We start from the raw sequence: 8,461 nt of genomic DNA, 5'->3' as shown, positions 1-8,461 counted from the left end.
AAGGCAAAAAGCGCCTTCTTTCAGGGTGCGTCTTAGCCTAGAGTCCCAAAACAGTCGCCTCCACATTTAGGTCAATCCGTCAAGAAGGCTAAAAACAGCCTTCTCGCCGGCTCGTCTTATGCCGGTCGCCCCTAAACAAGGCGCTTGCGCTTTTCTAATTGTCTAGCTCCAGCGCCTAGGGGCTCAGGTCATAAGCTTATCCAGTTGCGGCTCCTTGGGACTCGGAGTCTAAGCCACCCCCTGAAGAAGGCAAAAAGCGCCTTCTTTCAGGGTGCGTCTTAGCCTAGAGTCCCAAAACAGTCGCCTCCACATTTAGGTCAATCCGTCAAGAAGGCTAAAAAACAGCCTTCTCGCCGGCTCGTCTTATGCCGGTCGCCCCTAAACAAGGCGCTTGCGCTTTTCTGATAACATGCTATAATTTTCTTGGGCAGTATCTCTTTAGAACTGCACCTTTTTGACACAAATACTACAATTAAAAAGGTTTCTGCCTAGATCCGTATAACGGACCGGGACAGAGGGATGAAGATGCATATGAGTAATGACGAGATCCTCTGCCTTAAGAAGGATCTTTTTTATTTGCTCCTTATTGGCGTTTTATCACCTCTCCCAGTATTAAAGGAGGGAAATTTGATGAAGCAAACCACTGATTTCTTAAAAATGAAAGAAAACAAAGAAAAGATTGTCATGCTTACCGCCTATGATTATCCGTCAGCAAAACAAGCCGAACAAGGTGGCGTAGACATGATCCTTGTTGGGGATTCACTAGGAATGGTTGTTCTAGGATATGACTCAACAATTCCTGTAACAATGGAAGATATGATACACCACACTAAAGCAGTAAAACGAGGAGCAAAAGATACCTTTATCGTAACAGATCTGCCATTTTTAGCTTATCATCTATCCGTTCGTGATACCTTGATAAATGCAGGAAGATTGATGCAAGAGGCAGGGGCACATGCCGTGAAACTTGAAGGTGCAGATGGTGTTATAGAAAAGATCAATGCATTAACACAAGCTGGTATTCCTGTTTGCGGGCATTTAGGATTAACCCCACAATCCGTTGGAGTTTTGGGGGGATATAAGGTTCAAGGGAAGGATGCTCACGCTGCTCAAAAACTGTTGGAGGATGCTAAAAAGGTTGAGGAAGCAGGAGCATTTGCACTTGTCCTTGAATGTGTGCCAAAACAACTGGCAGAGGAAGTATCAAAATCACTTGCTATTCCTGTCATTGGAATTGGAGCGGGACTTCATGTAGATGGACAGGTTTTAGTTTATCATGACGTATTAGGATATGGTGTCGAGAGGGTACCTAAATTTGTGAAGCAATACCATTCGGTAAATCCATTTATGATTGAATCGATTCAGGCTTATACGTCTGAAGTAAAAAATAATCAATTTCCGGAAGATAAACACTCTTTTACGATGAAAGAGGAGGAACTAAAAGTTCTTTATGGAGGCAAAAAATGAAGGTCATAACTACCATTCAAGATATGCAGAACGAAATAATGAAACATAAAACATTAGGGGAATCTATTGGATTCGTCCCTACTATGGGTTTCCTGCATGAAGGTCATTTAACGCTTATTTCAAAGGCAAGGGAAGAAAATAATATTGTTGTCCTAAGTATTTTCGTTAATCCTTTACAATTTGGACCTAAAGAAGATTATTCAACTTATCCTCGTGATTTTGACCGTGATCGTGCCCTTGCCGAGGCTGAAAAGGTAGATTATCTTTTTTATCCTTCGGTAGAGGAAATGTACCCACACGAGTCATCCGTTAAGGTAGTTGTACAGGAACGAACCGATGTGTTATGCGGCAAATCAAGACCAGGTCATTTCGACGGGGTTGCCACAGTTATTACAAAGTTATTTCATATAGTTATGCCTACAAGAGCATATTTTGGCAAGAAGGATGCCCAACAAGTCGCTGTAATTGATGGATTAATTAGTGATTTTAATTTTCTAATCCAATTAGTACCGGTCGACATTGTTCGTGAAGAGGATGGCTTAGCGAAAAGTTCACGAAATGTTAACTTATTACCAGAAGAAAGACAGCAAGCACCTATCCTATTTAGAAGCTTGCAAAAAGCAAAGAAAGCAATTATCGACGGTGAGCGGAATCCCAATAAACTTGTAAATATGATCAAGGAAGCAATTAGTAGTGAATCTGATGGGGAAATTGACTATGTTGAAATTTTATCCTATCCCCAACTAAAAGTTCTGGAAAAATTAGATGGTTCCATAATCATTGCGATTGCTGTAAAATTTTCAAGGGTAAGATTAATAGACAATATTATTTTTCAAATAGATTAGAAAACACTAGCAAGACGGAGGAGGAATCAGCTTGTTTCGTACCATGATGAATGGGAAGATCCATCGCGCAACAGTTACAGAAGCCAATTTAAATTATGTTGGCAGTATTACAATCGATGAAGATATTATTGATGCGGTTGGAATGGCAGCAAATGAGAAGGTTCAAATTGTAAACAATAACAATGGTGCCAGATTAGAAACCTATATTATTCCCGGTAAAAGAGGTAGTGGAGTCATTTGTTTAAATGGGGCTGCCGCTCGACTTGTCCAAGTTGGTGATACGGTTATTATTATTTCTTATGCATTAATACCAGAAGAGAAAGTTACTTCCCATAAGCCTAAGGTTGCTATAATGGATGAGAACAATCAAATTAAAGATCTTCTTCATGCAGAACCAGCACATACTATTATGTAGAGATCCCCATTTTTTGGGGATTTTTTTAATTGTTTTAAAAATCACTTAGACAATGGTAGAATTTAAATCATTATCAGTTTTATTTATTAAGAAGTTATGTACCTTTTAATGAATGAAGGTTTGGGGTGTAACACATGTTAAATAAGTTTATTGTGGTTGATTTAGAAACAACGGGTAATACACCAAAAAAAGGTGATAAAATTATCCAATTTGCCGCTGTGGTTATTGAAAATGGAAAAATCACTGAGCAGTTCTCATCATTAATCAATCCACAAAAACCAATACCAGTTTTTATAGAAGAATTAACTGGAATCAATGATGATATGGTCAAGAATGCACCATTATTTTCTGAAATAACCGAAAAGGTTCAATCTCTGTTAGAAGGGGCCTATTTTGTTGCTCATAATGTATTATTTGATTTGTCCTTTCTTCAAGAAGAATTACTCCTAGCAGGGTCTGAAGGATTTTATGGTTCTGTTTTAGATACGGTAGAAATGGCCAGAATTCTTTATCCTACTGCTGATAGTTATAAGCTTTCAGATTTAGCGGAAAAAGAGAATCTTTCACATGACAGACCGCACCAGGCAGACAGTGACGCTTTAGTGACTGCGGAGCTTTTTTTACTTTTGTTAAATCGCCTATCATCATTACCAACAGTCACACTTACACAGTTAACACATTTATCTGGAGGATTAAAAAGTGATTTGCAGCTTTTCCTCGAAGAGATGAGAGAGACACTTGAAGGTACATCAGGATTAAATACTATTGAAATCGTAAACGATTTGGCTTTAAAGAAAACTAAACCAGAAAACAATCATGAGTTACAAAACAAGGAAAAAATTCAATACCCTGAAAGTGAAGAAGATAAGGCTGCCCTTATTCGTAATGGTTTGAACTCATATAAAAAGCGTGTGGGCCAATTTAAAATGATGGATACAGTTTATCGCTCTCTTCAACATTCTAGGCATACTTTAATTGAAGCTGGAACTGGTGTGGGGAAGTCACTGGGTTACCTTTTGCCGCTGGCGTATTTTTCTAAAGACTACAACAAGCCCATAATAGTCAGCACCCATACCATTCAGCTCCAGGAACAACTTTTAACGAATGAAATACCACTTTTGTCTAGAATTCTCCCCTTTCAGGTAAAAGTTGTTCTATTAAAAGGGAGAAATCATTATTTAAATCTAGAGAAATTTCATCAATCGTTATTGGATGAAAACGATAATTATGATACAACTTTAACTAAAATGCAGATACTGGTTTGGTTAACTGAAACAGAGACTGGTGACAAAGATGAATTAAACTTATCAAGCGGCGGACTTTTATATTGGGACAAAATAAGGGAAGAACCTAAGGTATTTTTCGAAGATAAGCGTTGGCAGGAAAAAGATTTTTATCAACGAGCCATTATCAATGCCCAAATAGCAGATATTATTATTACCAACCATTCATTATTATTAAGTGATATAAAAGGTGATGGTTCCTTATTGCCTGCATCTGATTATATTGTCATTGATGAAGGGCATCACTTAGAAAAGGCTGCGAGCCGGTTCTTTGGCTATTCACTAGATTATTTATCGACCCGGTTACTAATTAGCAAGTTTGGTACCTATGAGCAAAGACAACTATTTTATGATATGGAGCAGATATTATCACGTTTTTCTGCTACGGGCTCAAGCTTGTTACATACTTTTGAACTAAATCAATTAATTGTAGATTTTCATTATGAGATGGATGAATTTTTTAAATTAATGGGGCTTTATGCTAAAACAAAGACTAATAATAAAAAAGGGAACAATCGGATAAAAGTACGGTTTGCTTCTACCGATATTGGAAGAGAAAGAAAGGCACTTACTCACAGTGCTGAAAGATTGTCCTTTATCTTAAAAGATGTACTCATGGCCATAGAAAGCCGTCTTAACTTGTTTAAGGCAGAGAAAGCCTTAATATCAATTTCAGAACAAAAAAAATTAGAGAATATCTCTGAATTTGTGACAGAGCTTAATGAATTTCGTAACGTCTTGATTAATTGCTTTATTAAAGATACAAATGAAGTTAAGTGGATTGAGATGGATACTCGGTCACCCCAAAATATAACCACCTTTTTGGCACAACCTGCAACTGTCGCAGAGCAGCTAAGGGAGAGACTTTTCAAAACGAAGAAAGCGGTCATACTGACGTCCGCAACCCTATCGGTTAATCATTCGTTTAAATATATAATGAGAGAAATTGGTCTTGAGGAAGATTCAACAGTTCATATGACCATTCCTTCACCGTTTAAATACAAGGACCAGGTTCAGCTGCTGATTCCTGACGATTTGCCTGAGATAAACTCTGTATCACTAGATGAATATGTAATTGCGATTACCGAACATATTATTACGATTGCGGAGGCAGCAAGAGGAAGGCTGCTTATCCTTTTCACTGCTTATGACATGCTTAAGAAAACGTATGATTTAATTAAAGAAAGTGGTTTCCTTAATGAATATGTGTTAATCGCTCAAGGAATATCAAGTGGAAGCCGAACTAGACTAACGAGAAATTTTCAACGGTATGAAAAAGCCATCCTGTTAGGAACGAGCAGCTTTTGGGAGGGGGTCGATATACCAGGTGAAGACCTATCATGTCTCGTTATTGTCAGACTCCCATTTAGCCCTCCAGATGAGCCATTAGTAGAAGCCAAGTGTCAATTAATTGAAAGACAAGGAAGGAATGCTTTTTCTGATTACTCTCTTCCTGAAGCGATACTTCGATTTAAACAAGGCTTTGGCAGATTAATCAGGAATGAATCGGACCGCGGAATTGTTATTGTATTTGATAGACGAATTGTCACTACTCAGTACGGAAAAGCTTTTTTGAAGTCTATACCTTCCGTACCAATTAAAAAAGGAAAAATGGTGGAATTAGCAGAGTTTATTCAAAAATGGATATGATAATATTTGGAAAATTACACATCCTATAAATATCCTGGAGGAATGTGTATGAGAATATTACTAGTGATCATAGCTTTACTAATTCCAAGCAGTATGACGGTTAAGGCAGTACCCACACTGCCTACAGAAGTTGAAAAAATTGATGTGAATTTAGCAGAACACCAAGCTGCTGTTACTTTTTTGGGCCTTTCTACAGGTGAGGCGACGCTTGTCCAAGGCCCTAATGGAGAAAATATATTAATTAATATTGGAGGAGAAGGGAATATAGCGGAGTTAGAAGGATGGCTTTCCCTCTATAATGTTAAGGAGCTAAGCACCTTAATCCTAACCAATAATGCTCAAGTACTGCCTATCAAGAAATTAGCAGGGTTAATCCAAAAATTTAATATCAAAGAAATTGTTACAACAGCGGATGTATCTTATAAATTACCAAGAGAACCGTTAAATCAAGTACGAGTAACGGTTTGGAAAGAAGGTATAAACAAAGAAATCCTTCCTGACATGTTTGCGGACGTCCAGTTCGTCGGTAATCAAGAGAATGAGGGAATGGACTTGATGCTTCGTTTTTATAAACACAACTTATTTATGATGACTTCTTTTAGTCAACGTGCGGAACAAATATTTTTATCCAAAAAACTTGAAGATGTCAATGTCTTTAAAATTCCAATCAACCTTACGGAAGAGTCATTGTCTGATCAGTTAATCCAAACTCTTAATCCGCAAATATCCATCCTTTCTGGAGCAGACGAAGACAAGCTAGATCAGGATTTATTACATGATTTACAGGGGATATGGTCTGAAGTGTATTCCACAAAGAAACATGGGACTGTCACTATTAAATTTACTGAATCAAATTACGAGCTTATTACCATTCCCCTAAAGAAATAAATGCAAAAGTAAAAATGAAAAAAATATTCTAATTTAGACAAGTTTAATAACACATCGTGATTTATCCTGTTATAATAATTTAGAAAGATTCTACATAAAGAAGTGAAAGAGAAAATGAAAAAGTGGATTTTTATTCCCTTAATTGCAATTTTAGTCATAATTGGTATATTAGTTAAAGTTTATTTTTCAGCCGTTCAACCAGTTAAAGCGGCAGAAAATAAAGCTGTAGCACTTGCTGAAAAAAAAGTGCAATTCAGTGAAATAGATGATTTTCATATATACCATGGAAATGAGACTGTGAATGTGATTGAAGGGAAAAATAAAAAAGGTAATAAAATAATTGTCTGGATCCCAGATAAGAGCAAAAAAGTCATTATAAAAATGGCGAAAGATGGTATATCTAAACAAGAAGCGATTCAGAAGTTATTGCAGGAAACACAACCTAAGAAAATTATTTCAGTACGGCTCGGAATGGAAAAAAATATTCCATTATGGGAAATTTACTACCGTTCTGAAAATAATTTAATAAATTATTACTATGTTCACTTTGAAACCGGTGAATGGCTAAAAAAAATTGAAAACTTATAGCGTGCGGAGATTGGAGGAAAGAGATATGGCAATTAAACTTGCAAATCGAGTAATGGCACTTACGCCATCTACTACGTTAGCTATTACAGCAAAAGCTAAGGAATTGAAAGAAAAAGGGGAAGATGTGATTGGATTAGGAGCAGGAGAACCTGACTTTAATACACCCCAACATATCTTAGATGCTGCTGTAAAATCAATGAATGAGGGGCATACAAAGTATACACCTTCAGCAGGCCTACCTGCTTTAAAAAAGGCTATTATTAATAAATTTGAGACTGATCAAGGATTATCGTATAAACCAAATGAAGTAATTGTAGGGAATGGAGCAAAACATGTCCTTTACACATTATTTCAAGTAATCCTAAATGATGGTGATGAAGTAATTATTCCAACTCCATATTGGGTTAGCTATCCTGAACAAGTTAAATTAGCAGGCGGAGTACCTGTTTATGTTGACGGACTAGAGCAAAATCATTTTAAAATTACTCCGCAGCAATTAAAAGAAGCCATTACAGATAAAACTAAAGCAGTAATTATTAATTCACCTAGCAACCCGACAGGTGTGTTATACACAGAAAAAGAACTCATAGAACTAGGTAAAGTTTGTTTGGAAGAAGATATTTTAATTGTCTCAGATGAAATTTATGAGAAACTTGTGTACGGTAGTGCCCAACATGTTTCTATTGCACAGCTTTCTCCTGATTTGAAGGAGCAAACAATTGTCATCAATGGAGTATCCAAATCTCATAGTATGACAGGCTGGAGAATTGGTTATGCTGCAGGTAATAAACAAGTTATTGAAGCAATGACGAACCTTGCAAGCCATAGTACATCCAATCCTACCACAACAGCCCAATATGCTGCCATTGCCGCTTACAATGGTTCACAGGAGCCAGTGGAAGAAATGAGACAGGCATTTGAGAAGAGATTAGAGATTATTTATGATAAATTGGTTGCAATTCCTGGGTTTACATGTGTAAAGCCACAGGGTGCTTTTTACCTTTATCCAAATGTAAAGAATGCAGCGGAATTGACAGGATTTAATAGTGTTGATGACTTTGTTGAGGCTCTGCTTGTAGAAGCAAAGGTAGCCGTTATCCCAGGTTCAGGGTTTGGAACTCCGGATAATATCCGCCTATCTTATGCTACATCGCTGGAACAACTTGAAAAAGCGGTGGAACGAATCGGTCAATTTGTAACTGCAAAAGTTAATATTTAAACAAGACGATAAACAACAAAAGTCTGCATAATGCAGACTTTTTGTTTTTCCTTCCAAAGATGGATTCCTAATACTCTTACTCGAATGGTTGGTTCGTGTTATACTA

Annotated in this window: 7 protein-coding genes; all 7 read left to right on the top strand. The window is 37.1% G+C overall.

Features of this window, described 5'->3' with window-relative positions; translation table 11 throughout:
- Positions 1-630 precede the first annotated feature (630 nt).
- Complete coding sequence (gene panB / locus JOC76_RS21055; protein WP_205180743.1) at positions 631-1,467, top strand: 3-methyl-2-oxobutanoate hydroxymethyltransferase; 837 nt, start codon at positions 631-633, stop codon at positions 1,465-1,467.
- Positions 1,464-2,312, top strand: a complete 849-nt coding sequence (gene panC / locus JOC76_RS21050) for a pantoate--beta-alanine ligase (protein ID WP_205180742.1) — start codon at positions 1,464-1,466, stop codon at positions 2,310-2,312. The genes panB and panC overlap by 4 nt, the downstream gene beginning before the upstream one ends.
- 31 nt (positions 2,313-2,343) lie before the next feature.
- Positions 2,344-2,727, top strand: coding sequence for an aspartate 1-decarboxylase (panD, locus tag JOC76_RS21045; RefSeq protein ID WP_205180741.1), 384 nt, complete (start codon positions 2,344-2,346; stop codon positions 2,725-2,727).
- A gap of 134 nt (positions 2,728-2,861) precedes the next feature.
- Positions 2,862-5,660 (top strand): ATP-dependent DNA helicase DinG, encoded by a 2,799-nt coding sequence (dinG, locus tag JOC76_RS21040; protein ID WP_205180740.1) that lies wholly within the window; start codon positions 2,862-2,864, stop codon positions 5,658-5,660.
- 48 nt (positions 5,661-5,708) lie between these two features.
- Positions 5,709-6,548 carry a ComEC/Rec2 family competence protein gene (locus tag JOC76_RS21035; protein WP_205180739.1) on the top strand — a complete coding sequence of 280 codons (840 nt, stop codon included), beginning with the start codon at positions 5,709-5,711 and terminating at the stop codon, positions 6,546-6,548.
- A gap of 114 nt (positions 6,549-6,662) precedes the next feature.
- A complete protein-coding gene (locus tag JOC76_RS21030) occupies positions 6,663-7,136 on the top strand; it encodes a cell wall elongation regulator TseB-like domain-containing protein (RefSeq protein ID WP_205180738.1) in 474 nt (157 codons plus the stop codon).
- A gap of 31 nt (positions 7,137-7,167) precedes the next feature.
- Positions 7,168-8,355 carry a pyridoxal phosphate-dependent aminotransferase gene (locus JOC76_RS21025; protein WP_205180756.1) on the top strand — a complete coding sequence of 396 codons (1,188 nt, stop codon included), beginning with the start codon at positions 7,168-7,170 and terminating at the stop codon, positions 8,353-8,355.
- The last annotated feature ends 106 nt before the right edge of the window (positions 8,356-8,461 follow it).

This window comes from Neobacillus cucumis, assembly GCF_016908975.1.
GTDB classification, from domain to species: Bacteria; Bacillota; Bacilli; order Bacillales; family Cytobacillaceae; genus Neobacillus; species Neobacillus cucumis.
This window is presented reverse-complemented; position numbering and strand designations above follow the sequence as displayed.

Bases quoted from the DNA above. Each gene is read 5' to 3' on its own strand.
- panB (WP_205180743.1), top strand. From the start codon at position 631: ATGAAGCAAACCACTGATTTCTTAAAAATGAAAGAAAACAAAGAAAAG.
- panC (WP_205180742.1), top strand. From the start codon at position 1,464: ATGAAGGTCATAACTACCATTCAAGATATGCAGAACGAAATAATGAAA.
- dinG (WP_205180740.1), top strand. From the start codon at position 2,862: ATGTTAAATAAGTTTATTGTGGTTGATTTAGAAACAACGGGTAATACA.
- JOC76_RS21035 (WP_205180739.1), top strand. From the start codon at position 5,709: ATGAGAATATTACTAGTGATCATAGCTTTACTAATTCCAAGCAGTATG.
- JOC76_RS21030 (WP_205180738.1), top strand. From the start codon at position 6,663: ATGAAAAAGTGGATTTTTATTCCCTTAATTGCAATTTTAGTCATAATT.